Origin of the sequence: Pseudomonas cichorii (genome assembly GCF_019719005.1) — a bacterium.
Classification (GTDB): Bacteria; Pseudomonadota; Gammaproteobacteria; order Pseudomonadales; family Pseudomonadaceae; genus Aquipseudomonas; species Aquipseudomonas cichorii_E.
In genome coordinates this window covers 25,050-48,902 of the sequence record NZ_JAIGPJ010000022.1, presented here as the reverse complement: position 1 = coordinate 48,902, position 23,853 = coordinate 25,050, and the positions used below count along the sequence as shown (strand labels likewise).

The following is a 23,853-nucleotide window of genomic DNA, read 5'->3' as shown; positions in this document are numbered from 1 at the left end:
TCGCCAAACGGAATTTGAATGCAGACTTCACCGCTTTTACCACTCCCGTCACGACCCGTGGTCATTTTGGGTTCCGGGCACGCTTTGCCTGAACGGGTGGTCAACAGTGCCGAACTCGATGTCGAGCTGGGCCTGGTGGCAGGGAGTGTGGAGCGCATCAGCGGCGTGGTCCAACGGCATGTCGCCAGCCGCACCGAAACCGCCGCCAGCCTTGGTGCCATTGCGGCGCGCCGTGCCTTGCGTGCTGCCGGTGTCGAGCTGGAACAGATCGACCTTATCGCCTGTGCCAGCGGCACCATGGATCAGGGCCTGCCGTGCAATGCTGCCTTGCTGCACCGAGAACTGGGGCTGGGCCAGTCCGGCATTCCAGCCATGGATATCAATGCCAGTTGTCTGGGCTTTCTCGCCGCCATCGATACTTTGTCATGGCCTCTGATTGCCGGGCGTTACAGGCGCGTTCTGCTGGTGTGCTCGGATATCGCTTCGTGCGGTCTGGACTGGCAGCAGGTCGAAGTCAGCGGGATTTTTGGCGATGGTGCTGCCGCTGTGGTGCTGGGCGTCAGCGATGGCGGCCCGAAGATACTTGCCTCCAGCCTCAAGACCTTTTCCGAAGGCGCGCACCTGTGTCAGATCCCTGCCGGTGGCTCGCGTTTTCACCCACGCCGTATCGATATACCGTTCGAGCCGCTGACCAGTTTTGCCATGCAGGGCAAGGACGTGTATCGCCTGGCGGCCAGACACCTGCCCACATTGATGGATGAACTGCTGACCAGTGCCGGATTGGCCCAGGAGCAGATCGACTGGGTCATCCCTCATCAGGCCAGCCAGCAAGCGCTGCACCATGCGGCCCGACGCCTGGGCTTTGAAGCGCAAAAGGTCATCGACATCTTTGCCCTGCACGGCAATCAGGTGGCCGCTTCGCTGCCCACTGCGCTGGACATCGCCATTCGCGATCAGCGTATCCTGCGCGGCCAGACGCTGATGCTGATTGGCACCGGCGCGGGCCTTTCGCTTGGCGGCATGATCCTGGAGTACTGATGAAAGTTCTGGTTACCGGCGGCACCGGGTTCATTGGCCGACATATCGTCTGGCGACTGGCTTCCCGAGCCTTCGAGGTGCAGTTCAGCGGTCGCAACCCAGCGGCAGCCGAGGAAGTCATTCGCCACAGTCCCGGTGCTGTGAGCTGGCTTCCCTTGCAGCATGGCACGCCTCAGGCTGCCAATACACTGGGCGAAGCTGCTCGAGGCTGTGACGTCATTGTCCATTGTGCGGCATTGTCTTCACCCTGGGGAACGCCGCAAGCCTTTGCCCAGGCCAATCTGGATTCCACCGATGAAGTGCTTCAGGCCTGTCGCATTAACGAGGTGAAGCGTCTGGTGCATCTATCGACGCCCAGTCTGTACTTTGCCTTTCGAGATCGTCTGGACATTCGCGAAAGCGATCCGCTGCCACCCGCGGTCAACGAATACGCCCGCAGCAAGGCACTGGCTGAAACACGTATACATGAAGCAGGGCTCACCGAAGCAGTGATCCTGCGCCCGCGTGCGGTCTTCGGTCCTTGGGACGGCACGTTGTTGCCGCGCTTGCTGCGGGTCATGCAGCGTGGACGAATCCCGTTGATGCGTGGCGGCCAGGCGCAACTGGACCTGACTTGCGTCGACAATCTGGTGCATGCCGTGGAACTGAGTCTGAGCCAGCCGCTGCCTGAGGCCGTGTGTACCTATAACGTCAGTAACGGCACGCCACTGGCTTTCGAGGATTTGCTGCAGCGTATCGCCGAGCAGTTTCGCCTGACCCTGCGCACCCGGCATTTGCCGTGGCGACTGGTGGACACCGTGGCGCGGGTGCTGGAAGCCCGCGCCCGACTGACGGGCAGCGGCGAGCCCTTATTGACCCGTTATGGCGCTGGCGTGCTGGCATTCAGTCAGACCCTGAACCTTGACGCCATCCGCAACGAACTGGGTTACCGCCCCGTCATGACTCAGGAAGAGGGCATTCGCCAGCACGCGCAGTGGTGGCTGGCCCGGCAAGGAGCACAAGGTTGAGCCGTACCGTCAGCCTCAACGTATTACGCGCCGGTTGGTGCCGACACCTGGAATGCATGGCCGATCGTGGCGGGCGCATTGCTCCGACCCGTTTCCCTGCATTATGCGGCCTGATTCGCCACCCCGATGCGGGCTGGATACTCTACGACACCGGTTACGCCGAACATTTTTTCAAGGCGACCCAGGCTTTGCCCGAGCGCCTGTATCGCAGTGCGGTGCCGGTGCAATTGCCCGTGCAGGAGCAACTGCTGGCTCAACTGCACGAGTTCGGTATTCACCCGGATGACATTCGTACCCTGATCATTTCCCACTTCCACAGCGATCACATCGCGGGACTCAGGGATTTTCCCAAGGCATCGTTCATTGCGCTGGATGCCGACCGCAGACAGATCGAAAGCCTGCGCGGCTCCCGCTGGCGCGCCACACTTGGCGGTCACTTGCCCGGATTGTTGCCGGACGATTTCGGATCGCGGGTGACTCTTGCCGACCACTGCAGGAAGGTTGTGCTGCCCCAATGGATGGCACCTTTCAGCCAGGGCCTCGACTTGCTGGGCGACGGCAGCCTGATCGGCGTGCCGCTGCCGGGACACAGTGAGGGCCAGCTTGGCCTGTTTATCCCCGATGCCGATGGGCGCCCGGTGTTTCTGGTGGCCGACGCCTGCTGGTCGGTTCCCGCCTGCCGCGCCGAGCGCCTGCCTGCCTGGCCCGCGCTGCACTTTGTCAGTCACGATGCCAGGCAATACCGCCAGACCTACAGCGACCTTGGCGCCTTGATTCGTCGAGAGCCGGCCGTGGCGGTGCTGCCGTCCCATTGCACCGAGGCCTGGGAGGCATTCACTCATGAGCAGTGAAAAGCTGATGGGGGCTCTGCGCAGTGCCCTGAGTTTTATCAATAGCCGCTATCGGCTGCGCTTCACCCGGCGTGAGCAACTGGAAGCCTGGCAGGCCCGGCAGTTGCAGCACTTTCTGCACCATGTGCTGCCCCGGGCCCAGCGTTTCAAAGGCTTGAACATCACTGAGCTGGCGGACCTGCCGCTGATGGACAAGGCGACTCTGATGGGCGACTTTGCCGGGTTCAACACCCGCGGCCTGAGTCTGGAACAGGTCTTGCCCATTGCACGTCAGGCAGAAGAATCAAGGGATTTCAGCCCGACCCTGGGCGATATGACGGTAGGGCTTTCCAGCGGCACCTCCGGCAATCAGGGCGTGTTTCTGGTCAGTGCACTGGAGCGTCAGCGCTGGGCTGGCATCCTGCTGGCGCGAACCCTGCCGCGTCGCTTCCTGCCGCGGTTGCTGTGCTTCTGGCGCGAGCCCTTGGGAATTGCCTTTTTCCTGCGCGCCAACAGCCGTCTCTACACCACCTTGTCCAGTCGCCATATCGACTTTGCCTTTCACGACCTGACCCTGGGCCTTGAGGCGTCGTTTGAGCGCCTCAATGCGCAGAACCCCGATGTGCTGGTGGCTCCGGCCACTGTATTGAGGGGGCTGGCCGAGGCCATGCTGAGCGGGCAATTGACGATACGGCCCACGCATATCCTGTCGGTGGCCGAAGTGCTCGAAAGCGATGATGCCGATGCCGTGCTCAAGGCCTTCGGTGTCGCACCTCAGCAGATCTATCAGGCCAGTGAAGGCTTCCTCGGTTACACCTGCGAGCAGGGCACCTTGCACCTGAACGAAAGCCATCTGCATATCGAACCCCAATGGCTGGATGCCGGGCACACACGCTTTCAGCCGATCATCACCGACTTCTCCCGACGTACGCAGATGATCGTGCGTTACCGGCTCAACGACATTCTGCGTGTCGCCCAGGCGCCTTGCCCTTGCGGGCGAGTCGAGCGGGCGATTGCGGCTGTCGAAGGCCGTGCCGATGACATTCTCTGGCTGCCCAGCCTTGCAGGCGACCGGTTGCAGGCGCTTTATCCCGATGTCATGCGTCGCGCCTTGCTGATGCATGGCTCGGCGCTTCAGGAATATGAAATCCATCAGCAGGGCCTGAACTGGCAAGTCAACCTGCTGGCCCGTGATGATTACGCCAGTTTGTGCCAGGCCCTGACCGACAGTTTTCACGCACTGTGCGCTGATCACGCTTTGCAGCCACCCGAGTTGAGCTTTGGCCATTGGCAGGCACCGCCGCCACAGGCCAAGCGCCGACGTCTGAAACTGCTGCAATTACCCGAGGGCCTGCCATGCGCGTACTGATTCTCGGGGCTCGTGCGCCAGCTTGTCTGGAATGGGCGCGGGCTTTTGACGAAGCCGGATGGAGCGTCATGGTCGGCGACTCACTGGGCCAGCCACTCAGCCGTTTCAGTCGCTCTACGCAGCATTTCGTGCGTTTGCCTGAGCCGAAGCAGGACCCGTCGGCCTGGATCGACGCGCTCGCGAAGGTGATCGAAACCCGGCGTATCGACCTGCTGCTGCCCACCTGCGAAGAAGTGTTTTACCTGTCCCATGGTCTTGAACGGCTGGCACCGCTGTGCCGGGTCCTGACCAGTGACTTTGCGCTGCTGCACCGCCTGCATCACAAAGGCCGGTTCGCCGCCCTGACTCAGGGTTGGGCGCTGGCGGCTCCCGAAACCCGGCTGCTGACGGATCGTCAGGCCGTGCTGGCACTGGCCGATGAAGCAGGGCAATGGGTATTCAAACCAGCGTATTCGCGTTTTGCCTCCCAGACCCTGATTCGCCCGTCGTCCAGTCAGTTGAGCAAGGTTCAACCCGACAAAGCATCACCCTGGGTCGCGCAGCGGTTTATCGACGGGCAAGAGTTCTGCAGTTTCAGCGTACTGATCGATGGTGAATTGCGCGCCCACAGTTGCTACCAGCCGCGTTACCGGGTGGGCCGTGGCTCGGGGATCTACTTCCAGCCAGCCGCGCCGCAAGCCGTGCGCCAGTTTCTGGAGCAGTTCGGCCAGGAAACCGGCTACACCGGGCAAGTGGGCTTTGACTTTATCGAGGATCGCCAGGGCCGTTTCCATGTGCTGGAGTGCAATCCGCGAGCGACCAGCGGCGTGCACCTGTTTGACGACCAGCGCAGGCCCCTGGTGAGCAGCCTGAGCAAGTCATCAGAGCGGGTGCTGGAGCCGACGGGTGATCCGCGCATGATTGCATTGGCCATGTTGTTGCTGGCAGCCCCGCAACGGTTGTTGAACAAAGCATTCTGGCGCGATTACAACGCGGCCCGGGATGTAGTCGTTCACAAGGGCGATTTCTGGCCGTTGGGCGCACAAGTGCTGAGCCTTGCAGAAATCATCTCCCGCTCCGTTTCCCGGCGCTGCGGTTTGCTGGCCGCGTCCACTGCGGACATTGAGTGGAATGGTCAAGCGCTGGGCGAGCGTCCGCGATGAAGCTGTTATTCCCGGAACAACTCCTCAGCGAGCAATCCAGCCCGGACGACAGCCATGCCCGGCACTACGTCCGCGCCTGCGCCGCTGCTGGCCTGATCGGCAATGTCAGCACCCGCATGGCGCTGCTCGACACTGGTACTCAGGAGTTTCCGGTCAGCATCAACGATGGCAGTGAACCTGACGATAACTGCTACGTGGTATCGCCCCGGACTACCTATAGCGGCTATGCCCGTGAAGAACTCAAACGCCTTGGCAGGCCCTGGCTGACCTGGCCATTGATACTGCTGACCCAAGGCGTCGACCGTCTGCTGAGGGCGGCCAGGGTTGACAGGCTGGTGCAGGTCAACAACTGGCTGCTGTCCACCAATCTTTACCCGGCCCAGTGGAGTGTCGCCGAACTGCCGGCGATCAGCGCCTTTTTGCAGCAGGCTTTCCCCGATCACGCTTTATGCTTTCGCTCCATCAACGACTTCAGCAACAGGGAATTGCGCAAGCATCTGCAGGCCCTCGGCTATCTGAGTATTCCCAGTCGTCAGGTCTATCTGTTCGATGGCCGGGCAGGGGACGAGGCTGAATTTCTCAAGCACCACAACGTGGGCATGGATACCACGCTCTTGCGACGTGCGCCCTACGAAGTCGTGCCGGGATCAGTGCTGAGCGACGCTGATTTTCAGCGTATCGAACACCTCTACAACCTGCTTTATCTGGAAAAGTACTGCATCCTGAATCCGCACTACAGCGCCCGCTGGATGCAGCGCGGTCAACGCGAAGGCTGGCTCGACATTCGCGCCTTGCGCAACCCCGAAGGACGTATCGACGGCGCGTTGGGCTGGTTTGCCAGTGACACGACCCTGAGCGCTCCCATCGTGGGTTATGACACGGCACTGCCGCAAAAGACGGGGTTGTATCGGCAGTTGACCTGCCTGTGCCTGCTGGAAGCGGCCAAACGGCATCAGGTATTGAATTTCAGTTCTGGTGCCGCCGGGTTCAAGCGCTTGCGCGGTGGTCAGCCGCAGATCGAATACAGCCTGATTCACGTTGCCCATCTATCCCGGGGCCGTCGGCTGGTGTGGACGTTGCTCGGTTTTCTGCTGCATGGCCTTGGCGTGCCTCTGATGAAGAAGCTCAAGTTATGAATCTTCTTGCCCGGTGGTGGCCGGTCGCGCTCAGCCACGAATTGAAGAGCACGCCTCTGGCGTGCCAGTTATACGACACGCCGCTGGTGCTTTTCCGGGCTGAAGACGGACGCGCCGCCGCGCTGCCGGATCGCTGTCCGCATCGTTTTGCGCCCCTGAGCGCGGGCAAGGTCCGTGGCGGGCAGATCGAATGTCCTTATCACGGTTGGCGATTTGCCGCTGACGGGCGTTGTACCCGCGTACCCGGCACCGAACATGCGCCAGGCCGCAAGCCGCTGCTCGACAGCCTGGCCTGTTGCGAAGCTCATGGTCTGGTGTGGGTCTGCCTGAGCGGGCAACCTCCTGCAATGCCGCCGGTTGCGCCTGCCGAACAAAAGCAGCAACTCGACACGTTCTGGATCACGGACAGTGTGCAGTGTTCGCTGCAGGACGCTGCGGAAAACTTCCTCGACGGGTTCCATACCCATTTCGTCCACGCCGGCTGGATTCGTCACGACCGGAAACGGCAGAAAATCAGCGCCCGTGTTCGCCCGCTGGCCGATGGCATCGAGGCGCTGTACAGCGAGGAAGGCAAGCAGTCAGGGCTGATCTCGCGACTGTTCGAGGGCGAGCGGGGTAGCAGCATGGGGCGTTTTCGGCTGCCGGGTCTGGCGGAAATCGAATATCGCGACCGCCGCGACGGCCTGAACCTGCTGGTCAGCGCCTGGCTGAGCCCGTGCGGTGATGGGCAATTACGTGTGTTTGCCCGTATTGCCACGGCACAAGGCTGGTTGCCAGCCTGGCTCAAACGTCTCGTGTTGCAAAAGGCGTTTCGGGTCATCCTGCGCCAGGACCGCCAGATTCTGGAGCAAGTCAGCGCCAACCGACGACGGTTCCATGCATGTGCTGCCACACCGCTGGATGGCCCACAGGATTTGCTCGGGCCAGGTATCCGGCGGCTGCTGGAGCATGGGCAGCCATTGGATTTTGAAGAGCGCAGGCTGGATTTCTGGCTTTAGGCTCAACGCGCCGGCTCATCCGGCATCCGTATTTGAAGGATTATCGATGGTTAGTGCGCACAGGTTTAAACCGTTCGGCACAAGCGTTGGCCTGTTTGCAGCGGGAATCACGGTTGGCGCAATCCTTGTATTTCTCTGGATAACGGCAAGATCGCCATCGTCTCTGACCGAAGGCTTGCCGACCCAGTGGAAAGCCGCTTCCGCAGAGTTCGATACTCGTGTCCGTGCCCGCTTTCCTGTCGGCACTGAGACATGGCAGCTCATTGAACAACTCAAGGCCCAAGGGTTTGAGCCTACGTGGTATGAGGTCGAGGGTGAGTATGGAGCAACGCGTAGCGAGGATCGTTTCGTGTGCAACATCGTTGCGCGCATTTATTGGCGGCCAGGACCGAATGGCACGGTTTCAAGCGTGCGGGGCCTGTATCGGGAAGAGGGATGTTAGTGAGAGTCCACACCATTATTGTTGTAGCGAATTTATTCGCGAAAAAAATCGGTGCATCCAATACATGTTTATCGTTGCAATACCGCATCGAATGAGTTCGCTTACCGTAAAGCGGAGCAAAAAAAGCGTCCCTGAGGACGCTTGAAGATTCACCTTTACCAAAGGAGCTGTAAGGCTATAAAGGCGAATTTTGAAAGTTGCGTTTTCAGCCTTCCGACTTCTTCATCCGGTCGTCGTGAGGTTTCTCGTCAGCGCTGACCAGTCGTGAGGTTTCACCGCGATTCTGTTCGATGAAACGGACCTCCTGAGCGAGGCGCATTTTCAGAGCGGCCGGGCTTGCACGTTCACTTCCGTCTTTAGCGAAAGCAGCAGTAGTGGACAGTGCAACGGCTGCAAAAACCATCGACTTTAGCAACTTCATGATCATGACCCTCTGCATGGCTTGATGACTGATACCTGAGCAGCGTGCAATCGCTCCTGAGGACATGAGGGTGATGATACGGTGCGGATGCTAACGGGAAGGTGAGCTGATTATTACAATATTGTTAGAAAAGGTACGGCTGCGGAGTACGTTAATAACGAATAAGCACAGGTTGTAATATTAATGAGCCGTCTCGCTGCGCTTATATGAAACACCCGTTGTAATGTATTTGCTTATTTATGGATTATTCGACGGAAGTATTAAACTTCCTGGCTCGCCTTCAGGTCACTGAACTAAGCGCAGACTTCTTGCGTGTTCTGCCACTGACTTCAAGGACTACCACCATGATTCGCGATGACCGTATTACTCCGGGCGCTGATCCCGCCTATGTCCATCAGGATGCTCATACCATTGCGCCAGTGCTCAAGCGTATTTCCTGGAGTGCGATACTGGCCGGTGTCGTGCTGGCCATGGTTGTTTCATTGCTCCTGAACCTGCTGGGCACGGCTATCGGCAGTGCCAGCATCGATCCGATCGAGGAGGCCAGTCCCATGTCCGGGATCGGCACCGGTGCCGGTATCTGGCTGGTCGCCAGCTCCATGATCTCGCTGTTCGTCGGCGGTTGGGCGGCAGGACGACTGGCTCAGCGTGAAGGCGCGTTCCATGGCTTGCTGGTCTGGGCCAGCGTTTCACTGATCACGGTCTATCTGGTTTCCAGCGCTGTCACGGGCGTGGTGCGCGGGGGGCTGAATCTGGCTGGCAGTGGCATGTCGGCACTGGGTAGCGGCATTGCTCAGGTCGCGCCTGCGCTGGGCGGCAAGATTCAGGAGCAATTGCGTGCGCAAGGTATCGATTTCAACCTCAACGATATCCAGGGTGAAATCGAAACGGCCATGCGCCAGACCGGCAAGCCGGAACTGAACCCGGACAATGTCCGCCAGGAGGCCGAGTCCGCTCAGCAGGACGCGCAGAATACTGCCCGACAAGGTGCGCAGAATCCTCAGCAGGCCGATGAGCAACTGGGTAGCCTGATGGATCGCATCAAGGAGAAGGGTGATCAGGTCTGGGATGCAGCCGACCGTCAGGCCATGGTCAATCTGATCAAGGCCCGTGGCAACAAGACCGATGAAGAGGCCAACCAGATCGTCGATCAGGCTCAGGCCAGCTATCGCGAGGCTTATGCCAAGTATGAGGAATTGAAGGCTCAGGCCGAACAGAAAGCCCGTGAAACTGCCGAAGTGGCTGCCAAGCGGATTTCCCAGGCTGCCTGGATTCTGCTGATCACTCTGGTGATTTCCGGTCTGGTGGCCGCAGGTGCCGGTGTATTGGGACGTCGTACCCAGCCGCCCGTCAAGGCGGTGGTTTCCTGAGCCGGAGTTTCAGGTTGAAGGCTCCCGCGCAGTGTGCGGGAGCACACTCAGATCCAGCGATCGTTCTCGGCCGTCATCTCTCCCGTATGCTCGCCGGTATTGATGACGCCACGGGGCTCGACCAGCAGAATCCTGGCTTCCCGCGTCGCACAAGGCTTGTGCTCGACACCTTTGCCGACCACATACATTTCTCCCGCTCCCAGAGTGACCTTGCCATCACGCAGGTGAATGTCCAGCTCGCCTTCAATGACGATAAAGACTTCATCCGTATCGGCATGGCTATGCCAGATAAACTCGCCTTCGACCTTTACCAGCTTGAACTGGTAGTCGTTCATCTGCGCGATGACCTTGGGTGTCCATTGCTCCGAAAACAGGGAAAATTTGTCGGCAAAGTTGATGGCCGTTGCAGATACTCCATTCACAGAAAACCCTCGCTTCAATCCAGAGAATGGCGGCCTGGCGTTTGTTGCGCCAGGCCGCCGGTGCTGCTGGAAGTTATAGACGCTTCAAGGCCAGAGTGATGGCCTCGCCCAGTGCCCTGACGTAGGGCGCCGTCACCAGCGTGTTGTGCTCGCCGCGCAGCGGAGTGATCTGCACACGGTCGCCCTGCAACTCGCTCCAGCCCAGAGCCGCATCGACACGTTCCTGATCCCTGGCGGTAAACAGCGAGACGTCTACTGCCGTGACAGGGCTGACATAGGCATCGACCGCCTGACGAATGGCATGGGCCACCTTCAGGTGAGTGCGCAATGACTGAGCGTCGATGTCTTTGCCCAGCTCCTGCGGCAGCAGATCATTGGTCAGGCACAGCGCAAGCATCTGCTCGATCCGGTTGGCAGTTGCATGGGCATCCAGTTCGCTTCTGATGGCCGGCTTGATCCTGTCGGGCAGCCATTCCAGCAGGAACTGCGTTTCGCTGATGGGCTGCGCGGCCGGCGCTGTCTTGTGGACCGAGGTGTCGATAATCCCCAAAAACTCGACGGTTTCGCCTGCGGCAATGGCCTGATGCGCCATTTCGTGGGCGATCAGACCGCCAGCGGACCAGCCTGCAATCCGGTAAGGCCCCTTGGGCTGCACGGCGCGAATGGCTGTCAGGTAGCTGGCGGCAAGGGCCTGGATCGTGTTCGGGGTCTTTTCCCCGGTTGCGAAGCCACTGGCCGCCAGCCCGTAGACCGGCACGTCCACATTCAACTCCGGTGCCAGATCCCTTGCGTATTGCACTTCGCCGCCCAGGGGGTGGACGAGGAACAATGGACGCTGGTTGCCGCTGCGACGGATCGGCACCAGATTGCTCTGTGCTGCCTGACCCGCCTTCTGGTCCAGCGTCCGGGCGAAACCGGCCACGGTGGGCTCGACAAACAGATCGCGAACCGCGATGGCCTTGCCCAGCACCTTGCGCAGCCTTGAGGTCATTTGCACGGCCATTAGCGAGATGCCGCCCAGTTTGAAGAAATCATCATGACGACTGATCTGCTCGGTCTTGAACAGCTCCTGCCAGATGCGTGCAATGGCCTGTTCCGTATCGCCTTGAGGGGCTTCATAAGGCAAGGCTTCTGTTTCCTGTACATCCAGTGCCGAGGCCGGCAGATGCGGCGCGTACTCGGCACGCTCCAGCGCTGGCAATTGCTCCAGCAGCTTGCCGACCGGCTGCCTGGCATCAGCGATCAGATGCTCCAGGTTCAGGGTGAACAGATCGAGAATGTTCTGCACCGTCGCGGTATCGAACAGGTCGCTGGCGTACTGCATGCTGCCGTACAAGGTGCCCTGGTCCTCGGTAAGCGACAGTGACAGGTCGAACTGGGTGGTGTGGTGAGCACTTTCCAGCGACTCGATCTCAAGGCCCGGCAACGTCAGCGGTGCTGGCGGTGTGTTGTTGAGGCTGAGCATCACCTGGAACAACGGGCTATGGCTCATGCTTCGGGTTGGCTGCAACGCGCTGACCACTTGCTCGAAAGGCAGGTCCTGATGGTTGAAGGCGGCCAGGGTCAGGTCCCTGATACCGACCAGCAACCGGGAAACACTCGTCTCACGCTCGGCCTTGACCCGCAAGGCCAGGGTGTTGGCGAAGAACCCGATCAGGGGTTCCAGCTCGGTACGCTGGCGGTTGGCAACCGGTGTGCCGACCACCACGTCGTCCTGACCGCTCAAGTGAGTCATCAGGGTCGACCAGCCAGCGAGCAGGGTCATGAACAGGGTAGTGCCCTGTGCCTGGCTGAAGGCACGCAACTGCTCGCTCAGCCCGTCGGGCAAGGCGAAGTCAATGATACCGCCGGCATAGCTCTGCACCGCCGGACGAGGCCGGTCGAGTGGCAGGTTCAGCAAGGCTGGCGCGCCGTGCAGATGCTTGTGCCAGAAGTCGGTCTGGGCTTGCAGGGCTGCACCCTGCAACCACTGCCGTTGCCAGACGGCGTAATCTGCATATTGCAGCGGCAAGGCTGGCAGCGGGTCTTTCTGGCCCTGGCTGAAGGCGCTGTAAAGCACGCTGATCTCGTGGGCCAGAACGCTGTTGGACCAGCCGTCCGAGATGATGTGGTGCAAGGTGATGAACAGCACATGCTCGTTATCGTCAGCCTGTACCAGACAACCCCTCAGCAGTGGGCCGTTGCTCAGGTCGAACAGGGTACTGGCATTGGTTTCGCCCAGTTGCTCGATGGCCTGTTGACGCTCTGTGGCCGACAACGAGCGCAGGTCGTGCCGCGTCAGCGAAAAGCCACGGTCCGCAGGTGCGATTTTCTGTTCCGGCTGGCCATCGACCAGTGCAAACGAAGTCCGCAGGTTTTCATGGCGGGCCACCAGACGGTCAAGGGCGGCCTGCAAGGCATCGGGGTTCAGTTGTCCACTCAGGCGCAGGGCCACGGGCAGGTGGTAGGCGGCACCGGCTGCCGGGTCCAGATGATCCAGGAACCACAACCGTTGTTGCGAGAACGACAGGGCAAGCTTTTCCTTGCGGTTGGCCAGCGGGATGGTCTGGCTCTGTTCGGATGATGCTGACTCCACTCGTGCTGCAAGACCGCGCACAGTCGGAGCGTCGAACAGCTCACGCAAGGTCAGCCGGGTGCCGAGCTTGCGGCGCAGCCTGGAGAGCAGTTGCACTGCCAGCAAGGAGTGGCCACCCAGTTCCAGGAAGCCGTCATTGCGGCCGACTCGCTCCACATGCAGCAAGTCCTGCCAGATTTTGGCAATGGCTTCTTCCACCTCGCCTCGTGGTGCCTCATAGGCACGGCTGGCCAGCGATTCCTGACCTGGAGCGGGCAGGGCACGACGGTCGAGCTTGCCGTTGGCGGTCAGTGGCATGGCGTCCAGTTGCACGAAGGCGCTGGGCACCATGTATTCCGGCAAGCGCTTGAGCAGCAAGGCGCGCAGTTCTTCGGCAGAGGTGGGTTCGCCACAGACATAAGCCACCAACCGGCTGCTGCTGGCTTCGCCCGGATTGTCCTCACGAGCAATCACCACCGCTTCACGTACCGCTGGAGAAGCCAGCAGCGCGCTTTCGATCTCGCCCAGTTCGATACGGAAGCCGCGAATCTTGACCTGGAAGTCGTTGCGCCCGGCGTATTCCAGGCTGCCATCGGCCTTCCAGCGACCCAGGTCACCGGTCTTGTACAAGCGAGCCTGCTGCTCTCTGGAGAACGGGTTGCTGAAGAAACGCTCGGCGGTCATTTGCGGATTGTTCAGATAACCGCGTGCCACACCGGCGCCGCCGATATGCAGCTCGCCGGTCACGCCCACCGGCACTGGCTGGCCACGCTTGTCGAGCACCAGCACCTGCATGTTGGACAGCGGCTTGCCGATGCTCGGGCGGTCGCCCAGTTCGCTGATCAGTCCGAGGGACGCATCCACTGTGCATTCGGTCGGGCCGTACATATTGTAGAAGTGAATGTTCCGGCTCTGGCGCAGCTTGTCCCAGGTTGCGGCATTCAGGGCTTCACCACCCAGCAGGACGCTGATCGGCTGGTAGCTGCGACGTTCCAGCAAGCCAGCGGCTAGCAACGTATCCAGTTGCGAGGGCGTGGAATCGAAGGCATGGACCTGATGTTTCTCGAGGAAATCCAGCAGTTCATGGCCACTGGCGCGGATCAACGGCGGGATGATGATCAGGCGATGACCGAAGAACAGCTGGGCGATGCCCTTGATGGACATGTCGAAATAGAAACCGGCATTGAGCGCCACATTGGCCTGTGGCGGGCAATGGGCGTGGGTAGTGCGCGCCATGACGTGGCTGAAGTTGAACACCGAACGGTGCTCGACCATCACGCCCTTTGACTGCCCGGTGGAGCCGGAGGTGTAGATCACATAAGCCAGGTTCTCGGCGCTCAGGCCGATGGCAGCAGGGTCGATGTTCCGGTCGTACTGCGGGTCGTTATCGACGGACGCAAGGTCATGCTCGTCGAGCAGGATCAGCATCGGATGGTTGGGTTCGGCAGGCAGGTGAGGGACCAGAGCCTGCTGGCAGAGCAGAGCCTGAGCGTTACTGTCCTTGAGAATAAAGGCAATACGGTCGGTCGGGTGATCGGGGTCGATGGGCACATAAGCGCCGCCAGCCTTGAGCACGGCGAGCAGGGCCACGATCATTTCGATGCCGCGTTCTGCGCAGATGGCGACTCGCTGTTCCGGCTCAATGCCGTGGGATAGCAGGCGCTGTGCAAGCTGGTTGGCCCGACGGTTGAGTTGGTTATAGGTGAGCTGCTGTTGCTCGTGGACCAGCGCGATTGCATCCGGTTGGACCTGAACCTGTTTCTCGAACAGCGTCTGCAAGGGCTGAGGCGCACCGAAATCGCTGGCGGTCCGGTTGAAACCGTTCAGTACCAGTTGGCGTTCTGGCTCGGGCAGAATGTCGAGGGTATCGGCCAGACGTTGCGGTGTATGTTCCAGCGCTTCCACCAGTACGGTCACTGCCTGGGCCAGATAATCGGCAATCCGTTGCGGGTCGATGCCGACCACTGTCTGGGAGGTCAGCGAGATCGCACCGTTTTCAGTCGCCACGGCAATTTCGATCGGGTAGTTGGTGTGGGTTTCCGACGCCTCGAACTGGATACCGTCCCACTTGTCGAATTCCGCGATATTGCTGCCATCGGCGGTGATCATCTCGCCATGACGGCAGTTGAGGATGACCGTGAACAACGGCATCGAAGCATCGACTGCACTGCAACGCTGGGCCAGGGCCAGTGAAGCCTGTTCATGGGTCAACAGTTCGCTCAATTGCTGATAGGCATCCTGGACGATGTCGCTGACGCTTCTTTGTTCCAGACGAATGCGCATCGGCAGGGTGTTGATGAACATGCCCAGTGCCTGATCGGCACCGCTGGCACCCTGAGAGCGGCCCGACAACACCGTGCCGAATACCGCATCGTCGCGCCCGCTGGTGGCCGCGACCACCAGCCCCCAGGCCGCATGGAACAGTACGGAATTGGGTACGCCACGTATTTTGGCCACGCGGTGAACGGCGGCGCTGACCTCATCGCTCAGGTAGCGGATGGCCTTGGTATTGCCGGCACCACTGCTCTGAACATCCAGCACGCCATAGGGCGCGGTGGTTTCGTCCACGTCGCCCAACAGTTTGCGGAAATAGGCTTCGTGCTCTTCCTGGGAAACCATGGCCGCCTTGGCAATGAAGTTCCGGTAAGGATGGGACGGCGGCAGGCTGTGACCTTCGCCATGCAGGATGGCGTAGATCTCCGACATAATCAGGCGCAGGGTCACGTTATCGCTGATCAGATGGTGATCCAGCAGGGCCAGCAGCCATTGCTCACGGGTTCTGTCCCAGGTCATGTAGGCCGCGATCAGCGGCGCCTGTTGCAGATCCAGACTCAGGGTCTGGGTGTCGGTGTGCTCATGGAGCATTTGCAGCGGATCGGCAGCCTGGCTGCTGTCGAGCTCATTCACCGGCAGCGTTGCCTGGCGCTGCACGATCTGCACCGGTTTCGGCAGGCCGGACCAGCGCAGGGCCGTGCGCAGGATGTCATGACGATCGATCACACTTTGCAGCGCCGCCAGAAACTCGTCCAGACGCTCGCGTTGATCGAATTTCACCACGGTGCGCATCAGGTAGGCATCGCCCTGGTTCTGCAACAGGTGGTGGAAGAGAATCCCTTCCTGCAGCGACGACAGCGGGTAGATGTCCTGGACATTGCCGGCACCGCCTGGCACGTCGGCGACAATCTGTTCGATCTCCGCCTGGGTGAGCGTGACCAGCGGCAGCATGTCTGGAGTGATCTCCGTGCAGCCGTCAGGAATGAGGTTGGGCGGGATAGAAGCGCTGACAGTCCCGGTATCGGTGGACAGCACCGCAGCCATGGCCTTGAGTGTCGGTGCCGCAAAGACGCTGCGCACATCCAGCACGATTCCGCTCTGGCGCAGGCGCTCGATCAGGCTGATCACCAGGAACGAATGTCCGCCCAGCTCGAAGAAGTGATCTTCGCGACCCACTCGTTCGATCCCCAGCAGTTCCTGCCAGGCCGAAGCCAGGGCAATTTCCAGCGCGCCTTCGGGTGCTTCGTACTCGCGGGTGGCCGTGGCAGTGCGATCCGGCGCGGGCAGGGCGTTGCGATCCAGCTTGCCGTTGGTGGTCAGTGGCCAGGCCGACAAGGGCATGAACGCGCTCGGGATCATATGCTCGGCCAGGGTGCGGGCCAGTTGCGAGCGCAGGGCCGACGAATCCAGCGTCGCCTGTTCATGGGCGATCAGGTAAGCCACCAGACGTTTATCACCGGGCGCATCTTCACGCACGATCACTACCGCCTCACGCACGCCGTCGCAGGCTTGCAGGCGGGCTTCGATCTCGCCCAGTTCGATACGGAAACCACGAATCTTGATCTGTGAGTCGTTGCGGCCTACGTAAACGACCTGGCCATCGGCCCGGTAACGCGCCACGTCACCGGTACGGTAGAGGCGTGCATGGGGGCTGGCGGAAAACGGATCGGCGATGAAACGCTCGGCATTGAGTTCAGGGCGGTTCAGGTAATGGCGAGCGACACCTGCGCCACCAATGTAGATTTCGCCTTCAACCCCGACCGGCACCGGCTGCCCGAAGGCATCCAGAATGCGCAGGCACAGGTCCTGCAGCGGTTCGCCGATCAGGCCGTTGTCGCCTGCATCGATTTCAGCCTGGCTGACGGCATGAAAGGTGGCGTGCACAGTGATTTCGGTAATCCCGTACATGTTCACCAACCGGGTACGGTTCAGCGGCGTGTTCTGGACCCAGGGGCGCAGAGTGCGAACATCCAGGGCTTCACCACCGAAAATCACTTCCTTGAGGCTGTGGGCTTCACTACTGCGTCCGGCTGCTTCGATGAACTGGCGGAAAGCGCTCGGCGTCTGGTTCAGCACCGTGACCTGCTCACGGCAGACCAGTGCATGGAAGTCGTCCGGCGAGCGTGCCAGTTCGGGGGGCACGATCACCAGTTTGCCGCCGTAGACCAGGGCACCCCAGATTTCCCAGACCGAGAAGTCGAAGGCGAATGAGTGGAACAGCGTCCAGACATCGCCGCTGCCAAAACTGAAGCTGGCTTGCGTGGCGTCGAACAGCCGCGCCACATTGCCGTGTTCCACCAGCACGCCTTTGGGCAGCCCGGTAGAACCGGAGGTGTAAATCACGTAAGCGAGGTGCTGCGAACCAAGGTTCGGCGTCGGGTTGCGATCCAGGGTGGCGTCCGTGGCCGTTCCGGGACTGGTTTGCGGGTTGAGCTCGATCAGCGCAATCTCGGGACGAGCGCCCAAGGCATCCAGGCTGGCGGGCTGGGCCAGCAGGGCCACTGGCTGGCTGTCTTCCAGCAGATAATTCAGGCGTGCCTGAGGATAGGCCGGGTCCAGCGGCACATAGGCCGCGCCGGCTTTCAGCACACCGAGAATGGCGCACAGCATGTCGACGCCACGTTCGGCGAGAATGCCGACCCGATCGTCGGGTTTGACGTTCAGCTCCAGCAATTGCCCGGCGATGCGGTTGGCCCGACGGTTGAGCTCCTGATAACTGACCTGACGTTCGGCGAATTGCAGTGCAATGGCGTGCGGCTGTTGTTCCGCCATTTGCTCGAAGCGCTGATGAATCAGGGCTGGCGTGTTGAAGCTCGCCACAGGAGGGCGCAGTGACGGATGCGCCTCTCGCTGGGCAGGCGTCAGCAGCGGCAAGGCCATGACCGGCTGTTCGCTGTCACGGACAAAGGCTTCCAGCAACACCTGGAAGGATTGCGCGAAGCGCTCTACGGTTGCGCGGTCGAACAGGTCGGTGGCGTACTGAATGGCACCGCCCAGTTCCCCGGTGTTTTCTGCCAGAGACAGCATCAGGTCGAACTGCGAGGTTTCCTGAGCCTGATTCAATGCTGTAAGCGTCAGGCCTGGCAGGTTCAGCGGGCCATCGTCCGGGGTGTTGTTCAGGGACAGAGCAACCTGACACAACGGGTTATGGCTCAGGGAGCGAGGCGGTTGCAAGGCTTCGATCACATGCTCGAAAGGCACCTCCTGACGTTCATGGACCGCCAATAGCGTGTCCCGGACCTGCGCCAGCAGTTGCCCGACGCTTGGACTGTCCTGCAATTGCACCCGTACCGGCAGCGTGTTGACGAAAAAGCCGATCAGGGATTCGACCTGCGCATTGCCACGGTTGGCTGTCGGCACGCCGATCACCACATCGCGCTCGTTGCTCAGCCGCGCCATCAGCACCGACCAGGCGCTGAGCAGGACCATGAACAGTGTGACGTCGTGTTGTTTGCAGCAGCGTTCCACCTGGGCGAGCAGTTGCGGGCTCAATGCCAGTGGTACATCGGCACCGCGATAGCTTTGCAGCGCAGGCCTTGGTCGGTCGGCAGGCAGGTTCAAGAGGGTTGGAGCGCCACCGAGGTGCTCGCGCCATTGTTCAAGCTGGCTGGCCAGTTGCGGGCCAGAAAGGGTTTCACGCTGCCAGGCGGCATAGTCGGCGTACTGGATCGCCAGTGGTTTGAGCGATGGGGTATTACCTTGTGCGAAGGTTTCGTAGAGTTCGGCGAACTCCCTGACCAGCACGCCCACGGACCAGCCATCGGAAATGATGTGATGCTGGGTGATGTGCAAGCGGTATTCGTCATCGGCCAGACGCACCAGGCTGCCGCGAATCAGCGGGCCTTGTTGCAGGTCGAAAGGCGCTGCCGCTGCGCGCTGGGCGATACGGGCCGCGCTGGATTGCGCTTCCTCGAAAGGCAGGGCGCGCAGATCGTGCTCGCTCAGGCTGAAACCGCTGTCAGGCGAGGCAATCACTTGAACCGGCTGCTCACCGATGCGCTTGAAAGTGGTGCGCAGCCCTTCGTGACGGGACACCAGATGATCCAGTGCAGCTTTCAAGGCCTGAGTGTTCAGGTCGCCGCGCAATAGCAGGGACGCCGGCATGTGGTAAGCGATGCTGGCATTGGGGTCCAGTTGATCGAGGAACCACAGGCGCTGTTGCGAAAAGGACAGGACCAGCGGGGCTTCACGGTCCACGGGCTGGATGTTCGCAACGGTGGTCTGTTCCAGCGTGCCGATGACCCTGGCCAGTTCTTCGACGGTAGGGTGGCTGAACAGCTCACGCAGCATCAGCTCGCCGCCCAGCACCTGACGAACACGGGACACCAGTTGTGCAGCCAACAGCGAATGGCCGCCCAGCTCGAAGAAACCGTCGCGACGACCTACGCGCTCAACCCCCAGCAGTTCCTGATAAATCTGCGACAGTGCCTGTTCGGTCGCGCCCTGCGGCGCTTCATAGCCGCGCTCGGACATGGAGTCCACACCCGCATCGGGCAGGGCGTCCTGATCCAGTTTGCCGTTGGCGGTCAGTGGGTAGGCATTCAGGCTGACAAAGGCGCTGGGCACCATGTAGTCCGGCAAGGTCGCACCCAGTTGCTTGCGCAGGGCCGCCACTTCAATCACTGCACCCGGCTCGGGAATCAGGTAGGCGATCAGGCGTTTGCCCTGACGGGCATCGTCGCGGGCCAGCACGCGCACTTCATGCACGCCGTCGCAGGCCAGCAGTTTGGCCTCGATCTCGCCCAGTTCGATACGGAAGCCACGAATCTTGACCTGAGCGTCCATGCGTCCCAGGTGCACGATCTCGCCATTGCTCAGCAGTTTGCCCAAGTCGCCCGAACGGTACAGGCGCTCGCCCGGACGCAGAGGATCGTCGATGAAGCGCTCGGCAGTGAGTTCCGGACGGTTCAGATAACCGCGCCCGACCCCCAGGCCGCCCACGCAGATTTCACCCGGTACGCCTACCGGCAGCAGGCGCTGCTTGCTGTCCATGACGTAAGTCACGGTGGTGGGGATCGGCCGTCCCACATTGGAAATACCGACGCTGATGTCTTCGTCCTTGATGTGCTTGAAGGTCACATGCACGCAAGTTTCGGTGATGCCGTACATATTGACCAGCGCTACCTCGGGGAAAGCGCCATGGAACGCTGCCAGACGGTTCACTTCCAGGCTTTCGCCGCCGAAGATCACGTATTTCAAGGCGCGCAGAGCGGTTTCCTTGTGTCCTAGCGCTGCTTCACTCAAGGGCAGGAAGGCTGACGGTGTCTGGTTGAGAACCGTGACCTGTTCGCGTTCGAGGAAATCGAGGAACAGCGCCGGATCACGACGCTCGGGTTCCGGCACCAGTACCAGACGCCCGCCATGCAGCAAGGCACCGAACATTTCCCATACCGAGAAATCGAAGGCGTTGGAGTGGAACAGCGTCCAGACATCGTCGCTGCCAAAGCTGAAAGGGCTGCGGCTGTTGTGCAGCAGGCGCACCACGTTGCGGTGTTCCAGCAAGGTGCCTTTGGGCTGGCCGGTGGAGCCGGAGGTGTAGATCACGTAGCACAAGTGTTCCGGCGCCGTGAGGTTGTCCAGGTTTGCGGCGGTGCTGCGCTCTTTGTCCTGCGATGCGGGATCGAAGACCTCAAGGTCCGTGTCCGCCAACGACGCGGCTGTCTCTGGCCGGGCGATGATCTTGCGCACGCCACTGTCTTTCAGGATGTAGGCCATGCGATCGGCAGGCGATGCCGGATCTATGGGCACATAGGCCGCACCGGCCTTGAGCACCGCCAGGGTGCTGACAATCATGTCCAGCGAGCGGTCCAGCAGAATGGCGATCAACTCCTGGGGTGCGACCCCGCTGGCACGCAAACGATGGGCCAGACGGTTTGCCCGCTCATTGAGGGCTTTATAGGTGAGCTGACTTTCGTCGCTGTTGACCGCAATGTGTTCCGGCGTAGCGAGAACCTGTGCCTCGAACATCTGATGCAGCGTTGCATCCGTCGGGTAAGCAGCTTCGGTATCGTTCCAGTGCAAGGCCTGGACGAGCTTTTCCTGTTCATCCAGCAGCGGGATGTCATCCACCACCTGTTCGGTATCGCCTGCAAAGGCGTCCAGCAGGCGGACGAAGTGCTGCATCAGTTGCGCAATGAAATCCTGGTCAAAGAAGTCGGCGTTATAGGTCATATGACCCTGCCACTGCGCTTCGCTGGCGACGATCAACAGGTGCAGGTCGTTCTTGCCGTAGCCCAGGCTGGTTTCCAGGGTGCGTACCCCAAGGCCCGCAACCTGATCAGGCGTCTGGCGAGCCTGCTCGAAGTTGAACAGCACATCGAACAAAGCGGTGCGGCTCATGTCCTTGTCGGGGTTGATGGCCAGCACCAGCTGGTCGAACTGCATGTAACGGTGTTTGTGGGCCTGGGCCAGTTTTGTTGCGGTCTGGTTCAGCAAGCCTTGCAGTGAGGTGTTTTCATCGCAGGCACCGCGCAGCACCAGCAGGTTGCCGACCGGACCGACGATATCCTGCAAGGCCGCGTCTTCGCGGCAGGTCGCAGTGGTGCCGACCACCAGTTCGTCGTGCCCGGCATAGCGACGCAGCAGGGCGGTGAATGCACTCAGGGCCAGGCTTTGGCTGGAAACGCCAGCGCGGCGGGCAACGGCCTCGACCGCCTTGACCTGTTTTGCAGTGAGCGCAAAGGCATGGGTGGCTGGTGTAAAGACATGAACCGCTGCGCGAGGACGGTTGAGAGGCAGCTCCATGGGTTGCAGCTTGCCGCGCAACTGGTAGGCCCAGAACGAACGCAGGGATTCACGGGTAGCCGCAGGCAACTGGCGCTGCCACTGGGCAAAATCGCGATAGGCCACTGGCAATTCGGGAAGCTGCGGCTCGCGCTCCGAGCAGGCGGCGTCATAAAGCTCCAGCACGTCGCGCTTGATGATCTGCATCGAAGCCCGGTCGGCCAGCAAGTGATGAACCGTAATGGCCAGCACCGCTTTTTGAGTGCCGTCCTGTACCAGCGTCGCCCGCACCAGACCGCCGCCGTCCATATGCAGCGGCTGCGCCGAATCCTCCAGTGCAACGGCGGTGCATTGACCGGTTGCGGCTTGCAGGCAGTTCAGGGGCAACGCGGCATTCGTTTCAAAACGCTGCCAGGCTCTGGCGCCATCGCTGAGGACCCGGCAGCGGAGGATTTCATGGCGGGCCATCAGGCCATGGAGGGCCGTTTGCAGGGCGGCGTTATTGATCTCGCCGTCAAGCTCCAGCAACAGCGGGATATTGTGGTAGATCGGGTTGGCGGCATACAGGTAGCCGGTTTCAAAGGTGTCGACGAACCAGATACGTTCCTGATGATATGACAGTGGCGTTTCCAGAGCGTCGTGGCGGGCAGGCTGCACCTGTGGCAGTTCAAGATCGGGGTCCAGGTCCATTGCGCCGACCCGGGTCTGCGGGGCATCGGTGAAGTGGCGCAGTACCCGCTCGAAGCGCCGTGAAAGCCGTTCGATGGTCGATGCGTCGAACAGCGCCGTGGAATAGGACAGGCTGCACACCAGTTGCTCGCCGCCCTCATCGATGTGCAGCGACAGATCGTGCTGGGTGTCTTCCTGGCGCGAGGACAGGAACTCCAGGGTCAGGCCCGGCAGGCTCAGCTGTTCCGAGTCGTTGCCGGCATTGGTGTAGAGCATGGTCTGGAAGATCGGGCTGTGGCTGGCACTGCGCGGTGGCTTGAGCGCTTCCACCACCAGATCGAATGGCGTGTCCTGATAGCTCGACGACTCCAGCATCAGGTTGCGCACCTGGGCCATGACTTCATCCAGGCTCGGGTCAGCCTGCAAACGGACGCGCAACGCCAGGGTGTTGGCAAAGAAGCCGATCAGCCCTTGTACATCCTGTCGGTCACGGTTGGCGGCGACGGTACCGATCACTACATCTTGCTGGCCGCTGAGACGGGTCAACAGCACGGCCCAGGCGGCCATCAGGGTCATGAAGGGCGTGGCGGCACGCAATTGGGCAAAGGCACCGACTGCACGTGACAGGTCCTTGGGCAGACTGAACTTCAGGGTACTGCCTTCATGGCTCTGTACCGGCGGACGTGGCCGGTCGGTGGGCACCGTCAGCAGAGCGGGAGCGCCGCTCAGGTGATTGCGCCAGAACTCCAGATGTTGCGCCTGGAGGTCGCCATTCATGCGTTGACGTTGCCAGGCCGCGTAGTCGGCATACTGGATTGACAAGGGCGGCAGAGGGTTGGGCTGGTTGCCGACAAAGGCCTCATAAAGCGCCGAGAACTCCCGGACCAGCACTTCGATGGACCAGCCATCGGAAATGATGTGGTGCTGGGTGATCAGCAGCAAGTGTTCTTCATCGGTCACTTGCAGCAGGCGACCGCGAATCAGCGGTCCCTTGAGCAGGTCGAAAGGCTCCGCAGCCTCGGCCTCGCTGATGCGCGTGGCGCTCAGGCGTGCCTGTTCCGCGAGCTGATCACGCAAATCCTGCTCTACCAGCTCAAAACCGCTATCGGCAGCAGCGATGACCTGCACCGGCTGCTCGCCTTTCTGCTCAAAGGTCGTGCGCAGGCTTTCGTGGCGCGCCACCAGATGGTCGAGGGCAGACTTGAGCGCCGATCTGTCCAGGGTGCCGGTCAGGCGCAAGGCCGCCGGCATGTGATAGGCCGCGCTGGCGGTGTGATCGAGTTGATCGAGGAACCACAGGCGCTGCTGGGCGAACGACAGGGGCAGCGCGGTGCTGCGGTCTGCCGCTTCGATTGCATCCTGGGGTGCCTTTTCGGTACGGCTGGCACCGCGTTGCTGGAGCAGGCGCAGCAGGGCGGCGCGTTTCAACGGGTCGAGGCTTTCGTTACGGTCGTTCAA

At 61.1% G+C, this 23,853-nt stretch carries 11 protein-coding genes; 8 read left to right on the top strand and 3 right to left on the bottom strand.

Annotation, left to right across the window (positions count from 1 at the left end; translation table 11 throughout):
• Positions 1–18: 18 nt before the first annotated feature.
• The 7 genes from K5D32_RS16395 to K5D32_RS16365 are packed head-to-tail and all read left to right on the top strand — an operon-like array spanning position 19 to position 7,520.
• Positions 19–1,038 carry a 3-oxoacyl-[acyl-carrier-protein] synthase III C-terminal domain-containing protein gene (locus K5D32_RS16395; RefSeq protein ID WP_221601065.1) on the top strand — a complete coding sequence of 340 codons (1,020 nt, stop codon included), beginning with the start codon at positions 19–21 and terminating at the stop codon, positions 1,036–1,038.
• On the top strand, positions 1,038–2,045 hold the full coding sequence (locus tag K5D32_RS16390; RefSeq protein WP_221576277.1) for an NAD(P)-dependent oxidoreductase: 1,008 nt from the start codon (positions 1,038–1,040) through the stop codon (positions 2,043–2,045). Before K5D32_RS16395 ends, K5D32_RS16390 begins: the two co-directional genes overlap by 1 nt.
• Positions 2,042–2,896 carry an MBL fold metallo-hydrolase gene (locus K5D32_RS16385; protein WP_221576276.1) on the top strand — a complete coding sequence of 285 codons (855 nt, stop codon included), beginning with the start codon at positions 2,042–2,044 and terminating at the stop codon, positions 2,894–2,896. Before K5D32_RS16390 ends, K5D32_RS16385 begins: the two co-directional genes overlap by 4 nt.
• Entirely contained in the window at positions 2,886–4,244 is a 1,359-nt protein-coding gene (locus K5D32_RS16380) for a F390 synthetase-related protein (RefSeq protein ID WP_221601062.1), read from the top strand. Before K5D32_RS16385 ends, K5D32_RS16380 begins: the two co-directional genes overlap by 11 nt.
• A complete protein-coding gene (locus K5D32_RS16375) occupies positions 4,232–5,386 on the top strand; it encodes an ATP-grasp domain-containing protein (RefSeq protein WP_221601060.1) in 1,155 nt (384 codons plus the stop codon). The genes K5D32_RS16380 and K5D32_RS16375 overlap by 13 nt, the downstream gene beginning before the upstream one ends.
• Positions 5,383–6,522: a hypothetical protein gene (locus K5D32_RS16370; protein ID WP_221576273.1), complete on the top strand. Its 1,140-nt coding sequence runs from the start codon at positions 5,383–5,385 to the stop codon at positions 6,520–6,522. Before K5D32_RS16375 ends, K5D32_RS16370 begins: the two co-directional genes overlap by 4 nt.
• Entirely contained in the window at positions 6,519–7,520 is a 1,002-nt protein-coding gene (locus tag K5D32_RS16365; protein ID WP_221601058.1) for an aromatic ring-hydroxylating dioxygenase subunit alpha, read from the top strand. Before K5D32_RS16370 ends, K5D32_RS16365 begins: the two co-directional genes overlap by 4 nt.
• A 647-nt stretch (positions 7,521–8,167) precedes the next feature.
• Here K5D32_RS16365 and K5D32_RS16360 read toward each other — a convergent pair.
• Positions 8,168–8,383, bottom strand: coding sequence for a hypothetical protein (locus tag K5D32_RS16360; protein ID WP_409372872.1), 216 nt, complete (start codon positions 8,381–8,383; stop codon positions 8,168–8,170).
• A gap of 344 nt (positions 8,384–8,727) precedes the next feature.
• Here K5D32_RS16360 and K5D32_RS16355 point away from each other — a divergent pair, with 344 nt between their 5' ends.
• Complete coding sequence (locus K5D32_RS16355; protein ID WP_221576270.1) at positions 8,728–9,753, top strand: hypothetical protein; 1,026 nt, start codon at positions 8,728–8,730, stop codon at positions 9,751–9,753.
• A gap of 47 nt (positions 9,754–9,800) precedes the next feature.
• Here the strand turns inward: K5D32_RS16355 and K5D32_RS16350 are convergent, their stop codons facing one another.
• Complete coding sequence (locus K5D32_RS16350; protein WP_221601056.1) at positions 9,801–10,175, bottom strand: cupin domain-containing protein; 375 nt, start codon at positions 10,173–10,175, stop codon at positions 9,801–9,803.
• Between the two features lie 73 nt (positions 10,176–10,248).
• Positions 10,249–23,853 carry a non-ribosomal peptide synthetase gene (locus K5D32_RS16345; RefSeq protein ID WP_221601054.1) on the bottom strand — a complete coding sequence of 4,535 codons (13,605 nt, stop codon included), beginning with the start codon at positions 23,851–23,853 and terminating at the stop codon, positions 10,249–10,251.